The 21,320-nt window shown below is 62.9% G+C and carries 16 protein-coding genes; 13 read left to right on the plus strand and 3 right to left on the minus strand.

Annotation, left to right across the window (positions count from 1 at the left end; translation table 11 throughout):
* Position 1 precedes the first annotated feature (1 nt).
* From DYI22_RS04880 to DYI22_RS04915, 8 genes are all read left to right on the plus strand, one after another.
* The gene (locus DYI22_RS04880) at positions 2-901 is read left to right on the plus strand and encodes a CheR family methyltransferase (protein WP_213476923.1); all 900 of its coding nucleotides are present in this window, start codon (positions 2-4) and stop codon (positions 899-901) included.
* Between the two features lie 11 nt (positions 902-912).
* Positions 913-8,457, plus strand: coding sequence for an Hpt domain-containing protein (locus DYI22_RS04885; protein ID WP_213476924.1), 7,545 nt, complete (start codon positions 913-915; stop codon positions 8,455-8,457).
* Positions 8,457-9,509, plus strand: a complete 1,053-nt coding sequence (locus tag DYI22_RS04890; protein WP_213476925.1) for a chemotaxis protein CheB — start codon at positions 8,457-8,459, stop codon at positions 9,507-9,509. The genes DYI22_RS04885 and DYI22_RS04890 overlap by 1 nt, the downstream gene beginning before the upstream one ends.
* A gap of 11 nt (positions 9,510-9,520) precedes the next feature.
* Positions 9,521-9,982, plus strand: coding sequence for a chemotaxis protein CheW (locus tag DYI22_RS04895; RefSeq protein ID WP_213476926.1), 462 nt, complete (start codon positions 9,521-9,523; stop codon positions 9,980-9,982).
* Positions 9,983-10,064: 82 nt separating this feature from the next.
* Positions 10,065-10,556 carry a Fur family transcriptional regulator gene (locus DYI22_RS04900; RefSeq protein ID WP_213476927.1) on the plus strand — a complete coding sequence of 164 codons (492 nt, stop codon included), beginning with the start codon at positions 10,065-10,067 and terminating at the stop codon, positions 10,554-10,556.
* Complete coding sequence (znuC, locus tag DYI22_RS04905) at positions 10,549-11,343, plus strand: zinc ABC transporter ATP-binding protein ZnuC (RefSeq protein ID WP_213476928.1); 795 nt, start codon at positions 10,549-10,551, stop codon at positions 11,341-11,343. Before DYI22_RS04900 ends, znuC begins: the two co-directional genes overlap by 8 nt.
* Positions 11,330-12,142 carry an iron chelate uptake ABC transporter family permease subunit gene (locus DYI22_RS04910; protein ID WP_213476929.1) on the plus strand — a complete coding sequence of 271 codons (813 nt, stop codon included), beginning with the start codon at positions 11,330-11,332 and terminating at the stop codon, positions 12,140-12,142. The genes znuC and DYI22_RS04910 overlap by 14 nt, the downstream gene beginning before the upstream one ends.
* 73 nt (positions 12,143-12,215) lie before the next feature.
* Complete coding sequence (locus tag DYI22_RS04915; RefSeq protein ID WP_213476930.1) at positions 12,216-13,232, plus strand: PAS domain-containing protein; 1,017 nt, start codon at positions 12,216-12,218, stop codon at positions 13,230-13,232.
* A 5-nt stretch (positions 13,233-13,237) separates the two neighbouring features.
* Here the strand turns inward: DYI22_RS04915 and DYI22_RS04920 are convergent, their stop codons facing one another.
* Complete coding sequence (locus DYI22_RS04920) at positions 13,238-13,483, minus strand: CDGSH iron-sulfur domain-containing protein (protein ID WP_213476931.1); 246 nt, start codon at positions 13,481-13,483, stop codon at positions 13,238-13,240.
* Between the two features lie 130 nt (positions 13,484-13,613).
* On the opposite strand from DYI22_RS04920, the gene DYI22_RS04925 reads away from it, so the two are divergent.
* The 4 genes from DYI22_RS04925 to arsJ all read left to right on the plus strand — a co-directional run bounded on the left by DYI22_RS04925 (position 13,614) and on the right by arsJ (position 17,773).
* Positions 13,614-14,384 carry a metalloregulator ArsR/SmtB family transcription factor gene (locus tag DYI22_RS04925; protein ID WP_213476932.1) on the plus strand — a complete coding sequence of 257 codons (771 nt, stop codon included), beginning with the start codon at positions 13,614-13,616 and terminating at the stop codon, positions 14,382-14,384.
* Positions 14,384-15,409: an ACR3 family arsenite efflux transporter gene (gene arsB / locus DYI22_RS04930; RefSeq protein WP_213476933.1), complete on the plus strand. Its 1,026-nt coding sequence runs from the start codon at positions 14,384-14,386 to the stop codon at positions 15,407-15,409. The genes DYI22_RS04925 and arsB overlap by 1 nt, the downstream gene beginning before the upstream one ends.
* 143 nt (positions 15,410-15,552) lie before the next feature.
* A complete protein-coding gene (locus DYI22_RS04935; protein WP_213476934.1) occupies positions 15,553-16,557 on the plus strand; it encodes an ArsJ-associated glyceraldehyde-3-phosphate dehydrogenase in 1,005 nt (334 codons plus the stop codon).
* A 1-nt stretch (position 16,558) separates the two neighbouring features.
* Positions 16,559-17,773: an organoarsenical effux MFS transporter ArsJ gene (arsJ, locus tag DYI22_RS04940; RefSeq protein ID WP_213476935.1), complete on the plus strand. Its 1,215-nt coding sequence runs from the start codon at positions 16,559-16,561 to the stop codon at positions 17,771-17,773.
* A 150-nt stretch (positions 17,774-17,923) separates the two neighbouring features.
* Here the strand turns inward: arsJ and DYI22_RS04945 are convergent, their stop codons facing one another.
* Complete coding sequence (locus tag DYI22_RS04945; protein ID WP_213476936.1) at positions 17,924-19,006, minus strand: patatin-like phospholipase family protein; 1,083 nt, start codon at positions 19,004-19,006, stop codon at positions 17,924-17,926.
* Between the two features lie 174 nt (positions 19,007-19,180).
* Between DYI22_RS04945 and DYI22_RS04950 the strand changes: the two genes are divergently transcribed.
* The gene (locus DYI22_RS04950) at positions 19,181-20,251 is read left to right on the plus strand and encodes a GGDEF domain-containing protein (RefSeq protein ID WP_213476937.1); all 1,071 of its coding nucleotides are present in this window, start codon (positions 19,181-19,183) and stop codon (positions 20,249-20,251) included.
* A gap of 9 nt (positions 20,252-20,260) precedes the next feature.
* On the opposite strand, the gene DYI22_RS04955 is transcribed toward DYI22_RS04950, so the two are convergent.
* On the minus strand, positions 20,261-21,181 hold the full coding sequence (locus tag DYI22_RS04955) for an alpha/beta fold hydrolase (RefSeq protein ID WP_213476938.1): 921 nt from the start codon (positions 21,179-21,181) through the stop codon (positions 20,261-20,263).
* Positions 21,182-21,320: the final 139 nt, after the last annotated feature.

Below are 21,320 nucleotides of genomic sequence, written 5' to 3' on the forward strand. Positions count from 1 at the left end.
TATGGCTGAAACACGCAACGACCTGTCAACTGCCGAGGGCATCTGGTCCCTGCGCCGACTTCCTGACATGGATGAGGCGCAGTTCAGCCAGTGGCAAACACTGCTGGAGCACCGAACCGGGATCACGCTGTCCTCCGGTCGCCGCTCGTTTCTCGAAACCAACCTCGGGATCCGCATGCGGGAAATCGGCTGCAGCAGTTATCAGGCCTATTACGAGAAAATTGTCTCCGGGCCTGACGCCATTGTGGAATGGGCGACCCTGGTTGACCGCCTGACCGTTCAGGAAACCCGGTTCTTCCGGGATCCGGACGCCTTCCGGTTCGTTTCGGACTTTGTGCTTACCCGGCCTCGGGAGCAACTGAAAAAGCGGCCCATGGAAGTCTGGAGCGTCGGGTGCTCCACCGGAGAAGAGCCCTACACGCTGGCGATGGTACTGAACGAGTGCATGAATCAGCTCGAACTGCCGCCGCTGTTTGGCGTGACCGGATCGGACATCAGCAAACCCGCCATTGAGAAAGCCCAGAAGGGGCTGTTCAATCCCCGCAAACTGGCGGGCATGAACGACGAACTCAAGGCCCGGTACTTCCGGCCGGCGGAGCGGAATTCCGTGGAAATGGTCGAAGGCATCCGTGATCGGGTGTGCTTCACCAGACTGAATGTGCTGGACCTGAATCAGGCCCCCATGCACGGCATGAATATTATCTTCTGCCAGAATCTGCTGATTTATTTCCGGCGCTGGCGCCGGCGGGAAATCGTAAAGCGACTTGCAGAGAGGCTGGCGCCCGGGGGGTTGCTGGTTCTGGGCCAGGGAGAGCTGACCGACTGGCAGCCTCCGGGGTTACAGAGAGTCCCCTCGGAACATGTGCTGGCGTGGATCAAACGCCAGACTGACGAAGAATAACCGGAGTGGTTATGGGCAATCACCATGACAGCATCGCCCTGGACTGGGTTCGCGGCGAAATACAGGACACGCTGACCCAGGGTCAGCAGGCACTGGAAGCGTATGTCGAGAATCGCGACGATACCGCGCGGCTGCGCTTCTGCCTGAACTACCTCCATCAGGTGCATGGCACCCTGCAGATGGTGGAGTTGTATGGCGCTGCCCTGCTGACCGAAGAAATGGAGAAGCTCACCCAGGCGGTACTGAACGAGTCCGTCGCCAGCGTGGACGATGCCGTTGAAGTGCTGATGCAGGCCATCCTGCAGTTGCCCCAGTACCTGGAACACCTTGCCAGCAGCAAGGACGATTTCCCGATGGTACTGCTGCCGCTGCTCAACGACCTGCGCGCCGCGCGTGGTGAAGCCCTGCTGTCCGACACCTCCCTGTTCAAACCCGATCTGGCGCCCTCGCGCCAGCGCGCCGCGGCCAATGCGTCGCAGCGGTTGCAGGCCCCCAAGGTGCTCGGCCACATCCGCAAGCTGCGGCAGATGTACCAGTTCGCCCTCGCCGGCGTGGTACGCGAGGCCGATCTGGACGCCCATTTCGATTACATGCAGAAGGTCATCCAGCGGCTGATCCGCCTGTGCCAGAACACCCCCCGGGGTGAGCTGTGGAAGGCCGCCGGCGCTTTCGTCGAGACCCTGCAACAGCACGCCAATCCGGTCAATACCGCGGTGAAATCCCTGCTGCGGGAGCTGGACGCGGAAATCCGTCGGCTTACCGACGAGCACGTCGACATTCTGCAGCAGGCCGTACCCGAGGCCATGCTCAAGCACCTGTTGTATTACGTGGCCCGTGCCCGTGACCTGGATACGCCCCGTGTGACCGAACTGCGCAAGCGCTATCAGCTGGACCAGGCGCTGCCGTCCGAAGACGATGTCGACGCCGCCCGCACCCGGGTCTCCGGCCCCGGACGGGAGGCCATTCATTCGGTGGTCAGCGCGCTCAACGAGGAACTGGCCAAGCTCAAGGATCAGCTGGATCTGTTCGTACGGGCCGAGCTGCGCCAGAACGACGAATTGAAAGACCTGCTGCCGGGTCTGAAACAGGTTGCCAACACCCTGGCGGTGCTGGGCCTGGGCATTCCCCGCAAGGTAGTGAACGAGCAGATCGATCTGGTGGAGCGGCTGTCGGCACAGGCTGACGCCGTCGACGACGGCACGCTGATGGATATCGCCGGCGCGCTGCTCTATGTGGAAGCCAGCCTGGCGGGGCTGGACAGTGACCGTTACCAGGAAGCCGGCGATTCCGCCGACGGTGAGCAGACCATCAATCTGGGCGGCCGCGAACTGGGCGAAGCCAGTGGCGCGCTGCTGCGGGAATCCCGCAACACCCTGGAGCAGGTCAAAACCGCCATCGTGAATTTCATTGCTTCCCAGTGGGATGTGCGGGAAATCGAACACGTGCCGGGCTTGCTGCACAGTATCCGCGGCGGCCTCAGCCTGATTCCCCTGGACCGGGTCGCCGACATGCTCGGCTCGGCAGAACGCTACATTACCGACGTGCTGCTGGGTGGCCGTCAGGTACCGGACTGGAAACAACTGGATACGCTGGCCGACGCCGTCACCAGCATTGAGTACTACCTGGAGCGTCTGGCCGAGGGCATCAGCGACAACGACAGTATCCTCCATGTGGCGGAAGAGAGCCTGGCCTCACTGGGCTTCCCGGTGGGCGCAGAGCCAACCTGGCAGCAGCCAGGCGAAGACGATATCCCGGTGGTCGACAGCGAAGTTCCGGTGCTCGAGGATCAGCCCGTGGCCTCCGAGGCCAAGGGGTCGGACCAGGAACTGCTGGACGATGAAATCCTTGGCATTTTCGTGGAAGAGGCGGAAGAGGTTCTTGAGACCATCCACGAGTTCTACCCTCGCCTGCGCCAGAATCACGACGACCGCGAAGCGCTGACCGAAGTCCGTCGTGCCTTCCATACCCTCAAAGGCAGTGGCCGTCTGGTGGGTGCAGCCAGCATTGGTGAACTGGCCTGGTCGGTGGAGAACCTGCTGAACCGGGTGATCGACCAGACCATCAAACCGAACGATGACCTGTTCGCCCTGATTGACGACGTGAATGCCCGCCTGCCGTCACTGATTGGCGAGTTCCGTGACGGCCAGACCGGCGGCGATGTGGCACAGTTGATTGAGCGCGCGGAAGCCATGTCCACCACCCGCAAGGCCGATGGCGATCAGCCTGCTGCGGTCAGTGCCGAAGACGACGAACCCGCCGCCGAAGCACCGGTGGCCACCGACGAAGCCAGCGCGGCAGACGATGACGACCTCATTGACGACGAGATCCTCGAAATCTTTATCGAGGAAGCCGGCGAGGTTCTGGACACCATCCGCGAATACCTGCCGATGCTGCTGCGCCAGCATGACGACCGCACCGCGCTGTCGGAAGTCCGGCGCGCGTTCCACACCCTCAAGGGCAGCGGGCGCATGGTGGGCGCGCTGATTGTCGGTGAACTGGCGTGGTCCGTGGAAAATATGCTGAACCGTGTGATTGACGGCAGCATCTTTATGAATGACGACATTGCCAGCCTGCTGGACGATGTCACCGCCGTGTTGCCGGCGCTGGTCGAAGACTTTGAAAAACGCCGCGCCCCGAGCCTCGACACGGCGGCGCTGGAAGCCCGCGCCCATGCCCTGGCCAGCGGTGAAATCCCGGACGCCGCCAGCATGCCCGCGTCCGAGGCCACAGACACCCCGGTGCCGGAGCAGGCGGATGTACCGGAAGCGGTCGACCTGGAGTCTGACGACAGCTGCGTTGATCCGGTACTTCTGGATATTTTTGAGAGTGAAGCCGAGACCCATCTGCAGACCCTGCAGGCGTTCCTGGAGAATGCCGGCGACAAGGCCTCGGTGGCCTATACCGACGATCTCTCAAGGGCGCTGCACACCCTCAAGGGCAGTGCTCACACCGCCGGAATCGCGCCCATTGCCACGGTTATCACGCCGCTGGAGCGCTTCGTCAAAGAAGCCCGCGCCCAGAACAAACGGGCCGATCGCGACGTCACCGGCCTTATCGCCGACGCCTGCGAGTTCCTGACCCAGGGCCTGGGCCAGCTCCGACGCGACCCGCAAGCCCCGCTGGCGGGAACCGACGATTACCTTGAGCGTCTGGACCGGATAGCCGCCGACACTCTGCGCACCCACGCCAGCGTCGATGATACCCGTGCCAGCCAGCCGTCGGCACCGCAGCTGGTGCAGCTGTTCCTCAATGAAGGGCTGGACATCCTGCTGGATGCCGACCGGATTCTTGATAACTGGGCGGCCAATCCTTCCGACACCTCAGCGGTGGAAACCCTGCGCGCCGAGCTGCAGCAACTGACCGCCGGCGCAAGAGACGCCGGGCTTGCCGATGTGGCCGGGCTGTCCGCCGCGCTGTCGCAAACCTATGACCGCGCCGCCGCCAGCGGCGGCGCCCCGGACGATGGCTTCTTCGCCGCCGTTCGGGCCGCCCACGAACAGCTGATCAATATGATGGATCAGGTGGCTGCCGGGCTGGCGACGGAATCCGGCGATGCGTTGATCGCCGAGCTCGAGGCTCTCAGCGGTAACACCGCCGCGGATCTGCCGGCCGAACCCGACCCATTCGAACAGGAATTCACCGGCGATCTGGAAGAGATTGATCTCAGCTTCGACATGGACGAAGCCGAGCTGCCGACCCTCGAAGCGGAAGAACCTGTCGAGGCTGCCGCGGCTGAACCCGCCGACGAAGCCGCTGACAGCGACGACGACATGGATCAGGAACTGGCGGAAATCTTCCTCGAGGAAGCCCGCGACCTGATCAACAGTTCCGCAGAAACGCTGCAGAGCTGGAGCGAGAGTACCGACAATCTTGACCTGCTGAGACTTCTGCAACGGGACCTGCATACCCTTAAAGGCGGCGCGCGGCTAGCCGACATACCGGCGGTGGGGGATCTGTCCCACGAGCTGGAAACCCTGTTTGAAGGCCTTACCGAACAACGGCTGTCGATCACCGAGGCACTGTCGGACCTGCTGTTCCGCTGCCACGATCGCCTGGCCGGTATGGTTGACGCTCTCGAGGCACAGGAAACCCCGCGGCCGGCACCGGATCTGATTGGCGAAATCCATCAGTATATGGACAGCGCCACCGGAACCCGTCCGGTGACCGATGTCAGCGCCCCGGAACCCGAGGCGGATGACGATGCCTTGCCGCTGCCGGACATGGAAGAGGCGCCGGCAACGGACGACACCGACAACGCCGATCAGACCGAGGCGGACGAGGAGTTGCAGGCCACCGACCTGTCCCACCTCGATCCGGAGCTGGTCGGCATCTTCCTGGAAGAAGCCTACGACCTGATCAACTCCACCGGCAGCGCGCTCCATACCTGGAGTGAAGACCCCGCCAACCGCGAGGTGGCCGCGGAACTCCAGCGCGACGTTCACACCCTCAAGGGCGGTGCGCGCATGGCCGGCGTGGACGCCATTGGCGACCTCACCCACGTGCTGGAAGATCTGTTCGAGAAAGTGGCGGAAGGTCAGCTGGCCGCCAGCGACGCCATGAACGATCTGCTGTTCGCCTGCCACGATCGCCTGGCACAGATGGTGGAACAGGTTGCGACACAGCGCCCCTGCCCGCCCGCAGACGAGCTGGTGGTCAGGGTCAAGGCCATCCTGGCCGGAAAACCCCTGCCCGAGCCGGAGCAGTCCGATACGGCCGAGCCGGACAACCTGCCCGAGCAGGCCGACGTATCACCAGCGTCGGAGACCGACGACGACACGAATACCCCCGCCAGCATGGCCGACGCCATTCCGGAAGCCAGTGACGACGAACTGATCGGCATCTTCCTGGACGAAGGGCTGGAGATTCAGGCCGCCATCAGCGAGTGCCTGGCCCAGTGGCGCGAGGAACCCGATGAGCTTACCGGTGTCACCCAGCTGCAGCAGGAACTGCACACGCTGAAAGGTGGCGCGCGGCTGTCCGACGTGGATGCCATCGCCGATCTGGCGGAAGCCTGGTCCGATGCGCTGGACCCGCTGATCAGCGGCACCAGTAACCAGACCATACTGCTGGCCCTCAGTGACCGCGCGCTGGCCGCCCTGAAAGTCATGCTGAACGCTCTGGAGGAAGGTGGTAAACCCGCCGCCGACCCGGAACTGCTGCGCCAGTTCCGCGACGCCCACCAGGCTGGTCAGGACGACGCTCAAGAGACTGCCGCTTCAGAGACTGACGACGCCGAGGTGGACCCCGAGGTTCTTGAAATCTTCCTCGAGGAAGCTGGCGAGATTCTGGACCAGCTTGAGCAGTTGCTGGATGACTGGCGTAAGGAGCCGGCCAACCATCACTTCAATCAGGAAGCCCAGCGCGCACTGCATACCCTCAAGGGCGGCGCGCGCCTGTCTCAGCTGCGCGAGCTCGGCGACAAGGCCCACGGGTTTGAGACCCGGCTGATCGATCTGGGCGGCAACGCGCCGGATGAGGCCACCTGGCAGACCATCACCGCTGACCACGACGGCATTGTCGCGCTGGTCAACGACATCCGCCAGCGCGCCGAACAGGGCGAGCCGCTGCCGGCCAAAGAGTCCCCGGCGCCGGCTCCGACACCCGAGCCAAGCGCGGAAGCACCGGTCCCCGTGGCGAAGAAACCGGAGCCCACACCGGCGCCACAACCCAAGAAAGCCGTGGCCAAGCCCCGCAACAAGGCGGCCGAGGCCCAGCGCGCCGCCCAGGAAACCATCCGGGTGTCGGCGCCGCTGCTTGATGAGCTGGTCAACCTGGCGGGTGAAACCAGTATCACCCGTGGCCGTCTGGAACAGCAAAGCAGTGATTTCAGCCATACGCTGGACGAAATGGCCGCCACCATCGAGCGTCTGCGAGAGCAGTTACGCCGCATGGAAATTGAAACCGAAACCCAGATCCTGTTCCGCGCCGAGAAAGAACACGGCCCGGACTACGGCGACGATTTCGACCCGCTGGAAATGGACCGCTACTCATCCATCCAGCAGCTGTCGCGGGCGTTGACGGAATCCTCCTCTGACCTTGCCGACCTGCGGGAAACCCTGGCAGACCGGGTGCGGGATACGGAAACGCTGCTGGTGCAGCAGTCCCGCATCAACACGGAACTCCAGGAAGGTCTGATGAAGACCCGGATGATTCCGTTCTCGTCCATGGTGCCGCGCCTGCGCCGGATTGTTCGCCAGATCAGCGGCGAGCTGGGCAAGAAGGTGGAGTTCGATGTCCGTAACCCGGAAGGGGAAATGGATCGCAACATCCTCGAGCGGATGATCGCCCCGCTGGAGCATATGCTGCGCAACGCCCTCGACCACGGCATTGAAACCCCGGCCGATCGCAAGAAATCCGGAAAACCGGACACCGGTGAGGTTACCCTGTCACTGACCCGCGAAGGCGGTGACGTGGTGCTGCGAATGATCGACGACGGCGCCGGCATTCCCTCCAGCGTCATCCGCGACAAGGCAATCCGCCAGGGTATGCTATCGGCGGACGAAGACCTGAGCGAGCGGGAGATCCTGCAGTTCATCCTGCAGCCGGGCTTCTCCACCGCCCAGCAGGTGACCCAGATTTCCGGCCGTGGTGTGGGCATGGATGTGGTCGCAAGCGAGATCAAACAGCTCGGCGGCAGCCTCGACATCGACTCCACCGTCGGCAAAGGCACCACCTTTACCGTGCGGCTGCCCTTCACCGTTTCGGTGAACCGGGCATTGATGGTGTCCACCGGCGAGGACTTCTACGCCATCCCGCTGAACACCATTGAAGGGATCGTGCGGGTCAGCACCTACGAACTCGAGGAATACTACAAGCCCGACGCGCCGATGTACGAGTACGCCGGTCAGCAGTACCGCCTGCAGTACCTGGGCAGCCTGCTGAACAGCGACCACCATCCGAAATTGCAGGGGCAGGCCCTGCCCCTGCCGGTTATTCTGGTTCGCGGGGCGGAGCAGCCCATGGCCCTGCAGGTGGACAACCTGATGGGCAGCCGGGAGATCGTGGTGAAATCCCTCGGGCCGCAGTTCAGCTCGGTGCGGGGCGTGTCCGGCGCCACCATTCTGGGTGACGGTAATGTGGTGGTGATCCTGGACCTGCCGGCGATGATCCGTTCCGACATTCTGTCCGAGCGCCAGCGTCTGGCCAGCCTCGAGCAGGCACGGGAATCCGCCCGCTACGAGGAGCGGGCGACCATCGTGATGGTGGTGGATGATTCGGTCACCGTGCGCAAGGTGACCTCCCGCCTGCTGGAACGCAACGGCATGGAGGTGGTCACCGCCAAAGACGGTCTGGACGCGGTGGCACAGCTGCAGGATCACAAGCCGGATATCATCCTGCTGGATATCGAGATGCCGCGGATGGATGGTTTCGAAGTGGCGAGCTTTGTGCGCCACGATGACAACCTGCGGGATACGCCCATCTGCATGATCACCTCGCGTACCGGGGAGAAACACCGCGAGCGGGCACTGGCCATCGGGGTGAACGAGTACCTCGGCAAGCCGTTCCAGGAAACCGAGCTGCTGGACACCATTTCCCGGCTGACCGGTAATCAGTGATGACCGGCCTTCCGGGCCGGCTCAGGGTCGGGATCGTGTCGGATATTGTGCTGCAGCGGCATCGTCTGCAGGCCGCCACGACCCGGTTCGGCCTGGAGGTGTGCTTCTCCGGTGATCCGGAGCGGTTGCAGGTCTACCCGGAATTTCCGCAAGCGAACCTCTGGCTGATCACCCTGGAAGACGAGGCGGATCACCCGGTACTGTTCGACCACCTGCTGGAAAATACCGAAGCGCCGGTGCTGTTCGGGCTGGACCCGGCCCCCAAGCCCGGCACCACCGATTATTTTCGCTGGGAACGCCGGCTGCTGGGCAAACTGGAGCAGCAACTGGGGCACTTGGAAGAACTGGACAGCGAAGCCGCCCTGGAAGAACTGGCGGAACAGCGCCCGACCGAGGCCCGGTCACCGTCGCTGCCGCACTGGATTACCCCGGCCGCCCCGGGCTCCATTGCCGAGGATATCTGGATTCTCGGGGCATCGCTGGGTGGGCCGGCCGCCATCAAGACGTTTCTCGATCACCTGCCGGCGGGCCTGCCGGTGGGTTTTGTTTACGCCCAGCACATTGACGGCAACTTCACCGAGGTACTCACCCGGGTACTTGGCCGCCACGCCCATTACCAGCTGACCCGGGCGGAGCCCGGCTATCGGGTGCGTAACGGGGATGTGGTGCTGATGCCCGTGGAGCGGGAGTGGACCCTCGACGAGAGCGGCGCACTCAGCGAAACGGACCGGCCCTGGCCGGGCCCCTACGGACCGTCCATCGACCAGGTTCTGCTGAACGTGGCCGATCATTTCGGGGCGCGCTGCCATGCTATCCTGTTCTCCGGCATGGGCAACGACGGCGCGATCGCGGCGCCGATGCTGAAAGCCTACGGCAGCAAGATCTGGGTACAGGAAAGCGGCAGTTGCGGTAACAGCTCCATGCCGGACTCGGTGGCGGCCACCGGCTGCACCTCGTTCTGCGGGACACCGGAACAGCTGGCCCGGGAACTGGTTAAAACGATTGAAGAATCCTGCCTGCTCAAGGGCCGGCAAAACAGGGATTCCGCCTGAGGACATGAGTGATGAGTGAAAACAGCCAAACCCTCTCCTGCGTTATCATCCCGATGAACGGCCGGCAGCTGCTGCTGCCCAACGTAACCATTGCCGAAGTGGTGGATTACGCCAGTTCCGATGCCGGCGCCAACACCCCGGAGTGGCTGGTGGGGCATCTCAACTGGCGCGGCCTGGAACTTCCGGTGATTTCCTACGACGCCGCCAACGGCGCGGCGCTGACCATCCCTGGCGATAACCGGGGGCGCATTGTGGTGCTGAACACCATCGGTGACCGTCATCAGCAGGTGCCTTTCATGGCACTGGTCACCCAGGGCATTCCCAGCCAGGCCCGCCTCACCGACGAGCAGATCCGCACCCTGGACGGCGAGACCGGCCCGGCGGACCTGATGCAGGTGGAAGTGGAAGGCGACACCGCCTGGATTCCCAATCTTGAGTACCTGGAGTCGCTGGCGGCGGAAGCCGTCCGCTGATTGATCCCCCGAGCGGTCAGGTCGGCATGGCACTGTCTTATGCAAATGTTATAATGTTGCAAATTTTCCAGGACAGTGCCCCATGGCCGCCAGCGCTATTCCCTACCGTCCCCACAATCACGACGCCTGTGTTGCCCAGGCCCTGGCCGACGCGCGGGCGATCTGCCAGCGCCATAACGCACGGCTGACGCCAACCCGCGAGCGGGTGCTCGAGCTGATCTGGCAGTCCCATAAGCCACTGGGCGCCTACGATGTGCTGGCGGTGCTGGCGGAAGATGGTCACAACGCCGCGCCGCCCACGGTGTACCGCGCACTGGATTTTCTGCAGCAACATGGACTGGTGCACCGCATCGCCTCGCTGAACTCCTTCGTTGGCTGCACCCACGCCGGCAAAAGCCATAACGGTCTGTTTCTGATCTGCCGCGGCTGTGGCAATGTGCTGGAACTGACCGCGCCTGCCGTGGCGCAGGCGGTGTCCGACGCCGCCCAGGCGCAGACCTTCGAGCCCGAGGACACGGTGATCGAAGTCGCCGGGCTGTGCCCGCGCTGCCAGGCGGACCATCGCGATGACTGAACCGCTGGTTACCCTGGAGCAAGTCACTGTCGCATTTGATGACCGCCCGGTCGTGGACCGGGTCAATCTGCGCCTGGGCCGTGGCGATATCATCACCGTGATTGGCCCCAACGGCGCCGGTAAAACCACCCTGATCAAGGCCATCCTGGGAATACAGAAACTCACCTCAGGTTCGGTCACACTGGCGGAGCCCCTCACGGTCGGTTACGTGCCACAACACCTGAGCCTGGAGACCACGCTGCCGTTGACCGTGCGCCGCTTCATGGCGCTGAGCGGGCGCAGCCAGGACGAATGCCAGGCGGCCCTGAACAAAACCGGCGTCGGCCACCTGATGGGCTCATCCATCCACCACCTGTCCGGTGGCGAACGGCAACGGTTGCTGCTGGCGCGGGCGCTGGCCCGCAAGCCGGACCTGCTGGTGCTTGATGAACCGGCCCAGGGCGTCGACATCAATGGCCAGGCCGCCCTCTACGACCTGATCCGCCAGCTGCGGGACGACCTGCACTGCGGCGTGATCATGATTTCCCACGATCTGCATCTGGTGATGGCCGCCACCGACAAGGTCATCTGTCTGAATCAGCATGTGTGCTGCAGCGGCTACCCGGCGGATATTTCCCACGACCCCGCCTTCATCGAAACCTTCGGCCAGCCGGTGGCGGAGAGCCTTGCGGTCTACCATCACCATCACAACCACCACCACGACCTTCACGGTGACGTGGTGTCGGGCCAGGCATCCGCCACCACGGTCAGCGACAGCCATGGGGAGTGCGGCCATGCCCATCATTGACGCGGTACTGGACGACTTTTTCTGGCGAGCGCTGATCGGCGGTCTCGGCGTGGCGCTGGTTGCCGGCCCGCTGGGCTGTTTCGTGGTATGGCGGAGGATGGCCTATTTCGGCGACACCCTGGCCCATTCCGCGCTGATGGGCATTGCCCTGAGTTTTCTGATCAGTGTGCCGCTGAACGTGGGCGTGATCATCACCTGCGTGGTGTTGGCCGTTGCCCTGGTGCTGTTTTCCCGCAGCCGCGCGCTGGCCACCGATACCCTGCTGGGCATCCTGGCCCACAGCGCACTGGCCATTGGCCTGGTCACCCTCAGTTTCATGCCCGATGTGCGGGTAGATCTGACCGGACTGCTGTTCGGTGACCTGCTGGCCATGAGCCGCGACGACCTGCTCTGGATCTACGGCGGCGCGGTGGTGATTCTGGCGCTGCTGGCGGCTTTGTGGCGGGGGCTGTTGATGAGCACCATTCATGAAGAGCTGGCGCGGGTTGAAGGGATTCCAGTGGAACGCCTGCGGCTGGTGCTGATGCTGATGTTTTCGCTGGTGATTGCCGTGGCCATGAAGATTGTCGGGGTACTGCTGATTACCGCGTTGCTGATTATACCGGCCGCCACCGCCCGCCGGCTGGCCCACAGCCCGGAGCACATGACGTTTCTGGCCATGGCGTTCGGCTTCGTCTCGGTCGGCGGCGGGCTGACCCTGTCCTGGCACCTGGACACCCCCGCCGGCCCGTCCGTGGTGGTCACGGCGTTCTGCGTGTTCCTGCTGATCTACGGTGGCGCCCGCCAGACACGTTCCTGAACGGCAACGTTTCACAGACTGCGGCATTGGTCTAAAGTGTAGGTCATCGCTGATCGCCAGGACGGACCCGGCCATGGACAGCACACGTTCCGACCGCAGCCCGGTACATCGCATTCGTTCCCTGTGGCGCCCCTTCCTGTGGGTGCCGTTGCTGGTGCTTGTTGCCGGGCTGGTCGTCACCGCAGTGACCGCGCGGGTCATCGCCGATCACACCCGCACCCTGGCGGAGCAGACCTACCACGCCCAGCACGACGCGCTGATCAGCCGTCTCCATGCCCGCGCGGCGATAAACTCACCCGAGGGCCAGCCGGCGCAATGGCTGGCGGCGGTGTTGCCGGATCCTGCACCCAACCTGCTGGGCATCCGCGTCGATACTCTGGAGCGACACAGCAAGACCCCACTGTTCCAGACCGGCATCGCCTCCGTCCTCGACGGTGCCGCGTCGCTGCGCACGGAAGTCAGCCTGCCCGAGCACCACTGGCTGGTCACCACCGTGCCAGACCCCGCGGCACTCAACGCCAGAACCGACAAGGCACGCGTCGCCACCTGGCTCGCCGGTTCAGCTATCACCTGCCTCGGCGTGACCCTGACCCTGCTGCTGTGCGCGCGGATCCATCGCCTGCGCACACAACTGGACTGGCAACAAGGCGCTGCGGAAAAGCTGGAGCAGCAACTGGACAACAGCCAGGTAGAAAAATCCATATTGCGGCAGGCGCTGAACGACAGCGAACAACGGAGTCGGGATCTGGTGGCGCTGTCAGGGGCAATCATCGGCGAACTGGACGAACAGGGCAGGCTCGGCTTCGTGTCCGCCGACGTGGCGGAGTGGCTGGGACGGGCTCCGGCCGATCTGGCCGGCACCCGGTTCGAGGAACTGGTCAGCCCCCCTTACCGCACCAATCTCCAGCGGGCGCTGGAGGACGCGCGCACCGAGAAAACCCTGCAGCGGATCGATCTGGATCTGCTGCCCGCCGATCCGGAGTCCAGCGCCATTCCCGTTACCCTTCGAGTGCTGGCCCTGCGAGACCCGCTGCACGGGTTAATTGGCTACCGTGTCAGTGCCCGGCCGGGCATGCTGGTGCGTGCCTGAGGTAGTCAGAGTGTCTTGTGGGTGCCATCACACAGGGGCGGTGTGCCGGTGTGTTTGCAGCCACAGAACCACACCCACTCCTTTTTCTGTGCGGTGTACTTCACCGGCGTGAAGTTGGTGCCTTTGTGGGAGCCATCGCAGAATGGTTGGTTCCCACTGCGTCCGCAGGCGCACCAGAAATAGTTCTTGCCGGCTTCCACCAGCACGGAACAGGGGGTGGTTCTCGGAATCTCGGGTTTGTCGTCCGCCATGGGGGACTCCTCTCTCATCCGCAACGGGCACAATGCCCATCCCAGTATAGCGCCTGAAACCCGAGTCGTTGCCAGGCCGAGAACATTCATCTATCATTATATGCAGTTTATCGTATATATGGTGAAAACAATGTCAACGCGCAGAAAAGTGCTTTTTGTCTGTACCGCAAACAGTGCCCGCTCGCTGATGGCCGAAGCCCTGCTGCGCGAGTTGGCCGGCGATCAGTTCGAGGTGGCCAGCGCAGGAACCCGGCCGGAACAACCCCACCCACTGGCGCTGCAGTGCATTCGCGAGGCCGGCCTCAACCCCGACACGGTCAGCAGCAAACCCCTCAGCAGCGTCATCGATCAGCAGTGGGATTACGTCATTACCCTCTGCGACAAAGCGGCGCAGGAATGCCACGACCTTTGCGAGCCCGCGCAACGCCTTGCCTGGGATTTTCCCGACCCGGCGGTCCGCAACAGCCACGGCGCCTTTGCACTGGTCATGAAAGAGCTGCGGGAGCGCCTGAGCCTGTTCGTGATGGTGCATCAGAAAACTACCAGCCAGGCCGCCAGCTACGACCCCGCCGCCGTGTTCAAGGCTCTGGGAGACGACAACCGGCTGGCCATTTTGCTGATGATTCACCAGCAGACCGAGCTCTGCGTGTGCGAGCTCACCACCGCCCTGGACGCCCCACAGCCCAAAGTCAGCCGCCACCTGGCGCAACTGCGCGAACTGGCCCTGCTGGATGACGAGCGCCGCGGCCAGTGGGTGTACTACCGCTTGCATCCGGCCCTGCCGGACTGGATTCACCGGGTGCTGCGGGACACCGCCGAGGCCAATGAGCTCTTCCTCAAACCCAGCCTGGCGCGGCTGGCCACCATGCCGGACCGCCCGGTAAAAATGGACTGCGCCTGATGGGTGTGTTTGAACGTTACCTGAGCCTGTGGGTGGCCCTGGCCATCCTGCTGGGCATCACCACCGGTACCCTGCTGCCGGGTCTGTACGAGTTCGTCGCCAACCTCACCTACGCCCACGTCAACCTGGTGGTGGCGGTGTTCATCTGGGCGATGATCTACCCGATGATGGTGCAGGTGGATTTCACCGCCATCAAAAACGTCGGCCGCAAACCTCAGGGGCTGATCCTGACGCTGGTGATCAACTGGCTGATCAAACCCTTCACCATGGCAGCGTTGGGCTGGCTGTTCTTCAAGGTGCTGTTTGCCGATCTGGTGGACCCGGCCACCGCCACCGAATACATCGCCGGCATGATCCTGCTGGGCGTTGCGCCGTGCACCGCCATGGTGTTCGTTTGGAGCCAACTGACCAAAGGTGATTCTGCCTATACCCTGGTGCAGGTGTCGGTGAATGACCTCATCATGATTTTCGCCTTCGCCCCCATTGCCGCGTTCCTGCTGGGCCTGTCGTCGATCACTGTGCCCTGGGAAACCCTGCTGCTGTCGGTGCTGCTGTACGTGGTCGCCCCGCTGATTGCCGGCATCCTCACCCGCCGCCACCTGTTACGCAGCGGTCACAAAAGACTGGAACACTGGCTGCAACACAGCAAACCAACCACGGTACTGGGACTGCTGGCCACCGTGGTTCTGTTGTTCGGCCTGCAGGCCGACCGGATTCTGGACAATCCCTATGCCATCGGCCTGATTGCCATTCCGCTGCTGATCCAGAGCTACGGGATCTTCTTTATTGCTTACCTGGCTGCGCGCAAAATGGAACTGCCCCATAACGTCGCCGCGCCGGCGGGACTGATTGGCACCTCCAACTTTTTCGAGCTGGCCGTTGCCGTCGCCATCAGCCTGTTCGGACTGACCTCCGGCGCCGCATTGGCCACGGTAGTGGGGGTACTGGTGGAGGTTCCGGTCATGCTGTCACTGGTCGCATTCGCCAACCAAACCCGACACTGGTTCCCACAACCAGCGGCCTGATAAACAGGCAATCACAGCGTCGGAGGCGGCTGTTGGGGTAAGGGGTCAAAAACGTTCAAGGAAGCCACGGTTCCTGTTTTTGACCCCTTACCCCAACAGCCGCTATCACCCAATTCGAATTACCAGACTTCAGGAGAGCACCCATGAGCAAGATCAGAGTAGGCATCAACGGCTTCGGCCGCATAGGTCGGCTGGCACTGAGGGCGGCCTGGGAATGGCCGGAGATGGAGTTTGTCGCCATCAACGATCCGGGCGCGGATGCCGGCACGCTGGCCCACCTGCTGAATTTTGACAGCGTGCACGGTCGCTGGGAGCACGAGGCCAGTTCCGACGGCACCCACGTGGTGATCGGGGAGCAGCGTATCCGTGTGACCCATAACAAAACCATCGGCGAGACCGACTGGTCCGGCTGTGACCTGGTGATTGAGGCCAGTGGCATCAACAAGAAGGTCAGTGTTCTGCAGGCCTATCTGGACCAGGGCGTGAAGCGGGTGGTGGTGACAGCGCCGGTGAAAGAAAAAGGCGCCAAAAACATTGTGGTGGGCGTGAACGACGATATTTTTGATCCCGCCAACGATCGCATCGTGACCGCCGCTTCCTGTACCACCAATTGCCTGGCACCGGTAGTCAAAGTGATCCATGAAAAGCTTGGCATCAAACACGGTTCCATCACAACCATTCACAGCCTGACCAACACCCAGACCATTATCGACGCCCCCCATAAAGACCTGCGCCGGGCGAGGGCCTGCGGCAGTTCCCTGATCCCCACCAGCACCGGCTCCGCCACGGCCATCATCGAGATCTTTCCGGAACTCAAGGGCCGCCTGGATGGCCATGCGGTGCGGATACCACTGACCAACGCGTCGCTGACCGACTGCGTTTTTGAAGTGGACACGCCTACGGACCGCGACACGGTGAACCGGTTGCTGAAAGAAGCGGCGGACGGCGAACTGAAGGGCATCCTGGGCTACGAGGAGCGCCCGCTGGTGTCCATCGATTACAAGACCGACCCGCGCTCGTCGATCATCGATGCCCTGTCCACCCTCGTGGTCAACGGCACCCAGGTAAAACTCTACGCCTGGTACGACAACGAATGGGGCTACGCCAACCGCACCGCCGAGCTGGCGCGCCGGGTGGGTACCGCCTGACATGACGGCCGCCATCCAACAGTACCTGGTCATTACCGGCAATTACTGGGCTTTCACCCTGACCGACGGCGCCCTGCGGATGCTGGTGGTGCTGCATTTCCACCAGCTCGGCTATTCACCGCTGGAAATCGCGCTACTGTTCATCTTCTACGAGTTCTTCGGCGTGGTGACCAACCTGGTGGGCGGCTACCTGGGCGCGCGCATGGGTCTGAACCGCACCATGAACATCGGATTGTTCCTGCAGATCCTGGCCCTCGGCATGCTGGCCGTACCCGCCGCCATGCTCACCGTGCCCTGGGTGATGGCGGCCCAGGCGTTGTCCGGAATCGCCAAAGACCTCAACAAGATGTCCGCCAAGAGCGGCATCAAGCTGCTGGTGCCGGACGAGCAGCAGGGCAAGCTGTACAAATGGGTGGCGATCCTCACCGGCTCCAAGAACACCCTCAAGGGCGTGGGTTTCTTCCTCGGCGGGGTACTGCTGATGGCCGCCGGCTTCACCGGCGCGGTGATCATCATGGCCGTAGGTCTGGCCGTGGTCTGGCTGGCCAGCCTGTTCCTGTTGAAGCAGGAGCTGGGCAAGAGCAAGGCGAAACCGAAGTTCCGTGAGATCCTGTCGAAAAGCCGTGCGATCAACGTGTTGTCCGCCGCGCGCATGTTCCTGTTCGGCGCCCGGGATGTGTGGTTCGTGGTGGCGCTCCCGGTCTATCTGCACACGGTGTTCGGCTGGGATTTCTGGCAGGTGGGCGGCTTCATGGCCAGCTGGATCATCGGCTACGGCTTCATCCAGACCATCGCACCCAGAATCACCGGCAGCAGCAACACCCATACCCCCGGCCGTGGTCCCGCCGTTGCCTGGGCGGCGGCACTGGCGCTGATCCCCGCGGGCATTGCTGCAGGCTTAACCGCCGGTCTCCCGGCGCAACCCGTGATCATTGGCGGCCTGCTGCTGTTCGGCGTACTGTTCGCCGTTAACTCGTCCCTGCACAGCTACCTGATCGTCAGCTTCGCCCGCGGCGACGGTGTCTCGCTCGACGTGGGCTTCTACTACATGTCCAACGCCGCCGGCCGGTTGCTGGGCACCGTACTCTCCGGCTGGGTCTACCAGAACCACGGCCTGGAAGCCTGCCTGTGGATGTCCGCAGCCCTGGTAGCCACCGCCGCCGCCCTGGCCGCCGCCCTGCCAGAAAAACAGGCAGTTCAACCCCAACAAGCCTAAAACCAAAGGCGGCCAGACACCCAGGCCCAGACAAGGGCCGTTGGGGGCCACCGCGTCAAAAAATTAAAAGAAACCACGTTTCTCCTTTTTGACGCGGTGGCCCCCAACGGCCCGTAACACCCAGTCAAAACCCCAGACCAGGCGAAAAAATCAGAGCGGCCGAACCACCTCAGCCACACGCCCCCGCTCAACCAGCTCCATAAACTCATCCCCCAGCCGGTCACTCTCCGCAATCGCCCGCTGCCAGGCCCGTTCCCGCCCGGCATCATCGCCCGCGTACTTCTCGAAATCCTTCCGGTCCGGCAACTTGCGATCCGGCAACGACGCCAGATACTCCCGCGACGGCGCCACCAGCAACACATCCTGCAGGCGCGTGCCATCGCCGCGACGCCAGGGCAACGATTTGTCGAACCAGCCCGGCACCACCTTATCGGTGAAATGGGGGTAGAGGATGACCCCCGGCTGTTCGTAAGGTAAATCCAGATGGTAATCCAGCAGGCCGCCGTCGCGATAAACGCCTTCCGGCGCACCGGGGATGTTACGCACCCCGGACATCACCATGGGAATGGAAGCCGATGCCAGCAACGCCGGCATCAGGTTCTCCCGCGTCAGCGCCACCTCATGACTGGGGAAATCCACCAGCTTCGACACCGGTGTTTTCAACCGCGCGTCATAAATAATGCCACGCTCCATGTAGCGCCCGAGATGGCGCCGGCTCACCATATTGGCACTGATGGCGTTCATCAGGCCGAGGCTCAGCCGCCCGCGGGTGTCGTGCTCAAGCATGCCGCGACTGCGCACCACCACCACATTCAGGCGGTAGAACGGGTGGTTCAGCAGATAGTCTTCATGGCCGCCCAGCAGCTCTTCAAGAAACAACACGCTCTTGCGACTGACCTCGGCCGCGCTGACCCCCTTGGCAAACCGCTGGGAGGTGTACAACTCGGCAAGCTTTGCCAACTGGGCCTTGGGGTCGTCGGTGGACGCCACCGCGGCAAAGCGCCAGCTGCCGATGGAGGAACCGATCAACGAACGCTCCTGAGGCGCGCCCGGCAACCAGTCGCCGAAAATGGCCTTATCGAGACCCGAAAGCCCCAGCGCCTTGGGGCCACCCGCTGCCCCGGGGATGACATGAACGTCCGCCGCCGACAGTGGCTGGTCGTGCAGTCGCTGCAAGGCACGGCGACCGGCGCGAATGGTGAGTGCCGGCGCTCGCGTGTGAATGGCTGTCATAGTGGCTCCCCGCTGAATTCCCCGGGAGTTTAACGAACTGCTCGTCCGGCAGCCAGCGCCCGCATACTGAACGAATGGTCAAAAACTGCTTCAATCGGCGACACGTCATGCTAGACTTTTTGGGTCCGACAACGGAAGCGGACGCCATTACAACAAGAACAGCGGGAGTATGCTGTGAATCTACGTTCCTCGGCAGACAAGCTGGCTTCCAACCCAACGATCGCGGTTCTGGGCTTTAAACGCCAGCTGGTATACCACCTTCACTTCTGGGCCTGCCTGGCCGTTGCGCCCCTGGTGTTTGTGCAATGGAATCAGGGTAATACCCTGTTGTCCGGCCTGTTGGTTCTGTTCTGCCTGAACGCGCTTCTGGTGATCGCCTTTCTGCGGTTTCGCCGTCACTATTTCCTGAAAGGCCGACTTTTCCCGCTCCTTGCCGTTATCTGCGCTACCTATTCCACTGCGATCAATGGTCACGCCGGGCTTTACTGGGCCTACCCGGCCGCTGCCGCCCTGTTCTTCCTGCTGCCGCTGCGTGAAGCCACGGTCACCAACCTGCTCTTTGTCACGGTGATGGCAGTGGTGTCCTTCGTGCGCTTTCCGGAAGAGGATTTCTGGCGCATTACCTTTTCTCTCGGCCTGACCTGCCTGTTTGCCATGATTTTCGCCTGGCTGGTGGGCCGGCTGCAGGAAGAGCTGACCCGCCTGGCCACCACCGACCCGCTCACCGGCTGCCTTAACCGGTCTCAACTGGCCGATATTCTCAACAGTCAGATCCAGTTACGGGAACGTTACGAGCGGGTCTCGAGCCTGATCCTGCTGGACCTGGATTTCTTCAAGAGCATCAACGATCGCTGGGGGCACCTGGCCGGGGACAAGGTTCTGACCGAACTCTCTGAGCGCATCCGCAGCCGGCTGCGGGAGAGTGATCAACTGTTTCGGATAGGCGGGGAGGAGTTCATGCTGGTGTTGCCGGAAACCCGACAGCGTGACGCCGAGACGCTCGCCCAGGAGTTGTTGGCGAGCATCAGCGCCCACCCCTTTATTGACTCGATCGAGGTCACCGCCAGTGCCAGTGTGGCGGAAGTGGCCAGGGGGGAAACCTGGTCAGTATGGCTGAACCGCGCCGATCAATACCTCTACCAGGCAAAATCCCGTGGCCGCAACCAGGTGGTTGGCGCCCCTCGACCCGCCACCGAGCCCGGCGTCGTATTCAGCCGCGATCGGCAGATTGCAGCGGGCGACTGAGGGGCAGGCTCACAGCTGTCGGCGGAAATCCCGATAGGCGGTGAACACCTCCCAGGGGCTTTCGAAATGGGGGTAATGCCCCACGTTACGCAGGCTGACCACATCCGCATCCGCAATCAGTTCCCGGTAACGCCGGGCCATGGCCGCCCCGGACACCGGGTCCGCCACGCCTGAAATCAGACGCATTGGCTGGGTGGCCCGTTGAAGCGCGCCCACCCAACGATTGCGGTGACAACGCCGCTCCTCCATGAAATGAATCAGCCGGTGGAGAATGCCGCGGCCGTTGTTGTAGGTCAGCAGGTGCCAGAAGTCGTCCATGTCCTGATGGTCTGGCGGGTTCACCGGGCCCAGCAGGCGGCGGAAGTTGCGTTCGAAGGCCCGGCGACTCAGGCCGCGACTGATCAGCCCGCCCAACGGGCTGCGCAGCAGCTTCTGGATCAGCAGTGGATTGTGCACTTCCGGAAACAGCGCGCCATTGAGAAAACACACGCTGAGGATGTGAAACGGCAAAGCGCCTTCCTGTTCCCTGGCAAGCAGCTCCTGGGTCACACTGCAGCCGTAGTCATGGGCGAACAGATGCACACCACTCAGCCCCAGGCCCTCAATCCAGCCGGAAAACAGGTCCGCCTGATCCTCAACGCTGTAGTCGTAATCAGACGGTTTATCGGAAAAGCCGAACCCCAGCATATCCAGCGCCAGTACGTTGTATTGCTGGGTAAGCATCGGCCATAACCGGTTCCAGTCCCAACTCGCGGTCGGAAACCCGTGTAGCAGCACCAGCGGTTCACCCTGGCCCGCCATGCGACTGAAAATGGCATGGCCCTCGTAACTGAACCACTTGCCGCCCTGTTGCCACCACTCCAGTGTGCCGGCCTGTTCCTTGCTCTTGCTGGAGGTAGCCGTGGTATTGCCGGCAATCACCTGATCCATCGGTTCTTCCTGGAAAACATGTGCAGCCTGAAACTCTAGAACAAACCACCGGGCCCCGCCATAGCCGCAGGTTTAAATTGCGTGCGTCATCCCGGTCAGCGGTGGTCTTTTCCGGCGCGACGACCGTAAACCGTAGAGA

The organism is Marinobacter lipolyticus, from assembly GCF_018424605.1.
Taxonomy (GTDB): Bacteria; Pseudomonadota; Gammaproteobacteria; order Pseudomonadales; family Oleiphilaceae; genus Marinobacter; species Marinobacter lipolyticus_B.

Excerpts from the sequence above, each read along its gene's own strand:
- DYI22_RS04880 (WP_213476923.1), top strand. The coding sequence starts at position 2 with ATGGCTGAAACACGCAACGACCTGTCAACTGCCGAGGGCATCTGGTCC.
- DYI22_RS04885 (WP_213476924.1), top strand. The coding sequence starts at position 913 with ATGGGCAATCACCATGACAGCATCGCCCTGGACTGGGTTCGCGGCGAA.
- DYI22_RS04890 (WP_213476925.1), top strand. The coding sequence starts at position 8,457 with ATGACCGGCCTTCCGGGCCGGCTCAGGGTCGGGATCGTGTCGGATATT.
- DYI22_RS04895 (WP_213476926.1), top strand. The coding sequence starts at position 9,521 with ATGAGTGAAAACAGCCAAACCCTCTCCTGCGTTATCATCCCGATGAAC.
- DYI22_RS04900 (WP_213476927.1), top strand. The coding sequence starts at position 10,065 with ATGGCCGCCAGCGCTATTCCCTACCGTCCCCACAATCACGACGCCTGT.
- znuC (WP_213476928.1), top strand. The coding sequence starts at position 10,549 with ATGACTGAACCGCTGGTTACCCTGGAGCAAGTCACTGTCGCATTTGAT.
- DYI22_RS04910 (WP_213476929.1), top strand. The coding sequence starts at position 11,330 with ATGCCCATCATTGACGCGGTACTGGACGACTTTTTCTGGCGAGCGCTG.
- DYI22_RS04915 (WP_213476930.1), top strand. The coding sequence starts at position 12,216 with ATGGACAGCACACGTTCCGACCGCAGCCCGGTACATCGCATTCGTTCC.
- DYI22_RS04920 (WP_213476931.1), bottom strand. The coding sequence starts at position 13,483 with ATGGCGGACGACAAACCCGAGATTCCGAGAACCACCCCCTGTTCCGTG.
- DYI22_RS04925 (WP_213476932.1), top strand. The coding sequence starts at position 13,614 with ATGTCAACGCGCAGAAAAGTGCTTTTTGTCTGTACCGCAAACAGTGCC.
- arsB (WP_213476933.1), top strand. The coding sequence starts at position 14,384 with ATGGGTGTGTTTGAACGTTACCTGAGCCTGTGGGTGGCCCTGGCCATC.
- DYI22_RS04935 (WP_213476934.1), top strand. The coding sequence starts at position 15,553 with ATGAGCAAGATCAGAGTAGGCATCAACGGCTTCGGCCGCATAGGTCGG.
- arsJ (WP_213476935.1), top strand. The coding sequence starts at position 16,559 with ATGACGGCCGCCATCCAACAGTACCTGGTCATTACCGGCAATTACTGG.
- DYI22_RS04945 (WP_213476936.1), bottom strand. The coding sequence starts at position 19,006 with ATGACAGCCATTCACACGCGAGCGCCGGCACTCACCATTCGCGCCGGT.
- DYI22_RS04955 (WP_213476938.1), bottom strand. The coding sequence starts at position 21,181 with ATGGATCAGGTGATTGCCGGCAATACCACGGCTACCTCCAGCAAGAGC.